This window comes from Mesorhizobium sp. Cs1299R1N1 (assembly GCF_037179655.1).
Classification (GTDB): domain Bacteria; phylum Pseudomonadota; class Alphaproteobacteria; order Rhizobiales; family Rhizobiaceae; genus Mesorhizobium; species Mesorhizobium salmacidum.
In genome coordinates this window covers 1-453 of the sequence record NZ_JAPYKR010000130.1, presented here as the reverse complement: position 1 = coordinate 453, position 453 = coordinate 1, and the positions used below count along the sequence as shown (strand labels likewise).

The 453-nt window shown below is 73.5% G+C and carries 1 protein-coding gene; it reads right to left on the bottom strand.

Annotation, left to right across the window (positions count from 1 at the left end; all coding sequences use genetic code 11):
- A partial coding sequence (locus O7A70_RS34040) for an FAD-dependent oxidoreductase (protein WP_337144237.1) occupies positions 1–316 on the bottom strand: 316 nt, incomplete at its 3' end.
- Positions 317–453: the final 137 nt, after the last annotated feature.

The following is a 453-nucleotide window of genomic DNA, read 5'->3' as shown; positions in this document are numbered from 1 at the left end:
CGAGGATCAGGCGGCGCGCCCGCTCGCGGCGTCCATCCGCGCAGGTGATCTCGAAGCCCTCGTCCAGGCGACGGGCATCGACGACTTCCGCCTCGCGGCGCTCGACGGTCGGGTAGCGCTCGAGATCGGCCTCGGCGCGGGCGCGCAGCTCGAAGGGCGGCGTCCCGTCGCGGGTGAAGACGCCCCAGGTGAGGGACGTCGCCGCGTTCCTCGGCTCGCCCTTGTCGCAGAGCAGGACCGTGCGGCGGCAGCGGCCGAGGATCAGGGCGGCGTTGAGCCCTGCGGGTCCGCCGCCCACGATGATGACGTCACGCATGCCTCGACCCCGTGCCGGTGGCGGCACGGGGAGAACGCACGGAGGCGGGAAGGTTTCGCCCCGCTCAGGCGGCGGGCGCCTTCACCGGCACGCCCTTCTCGGCCAGGAACTGGTGCAGCTCCCCGGACTGGAACATC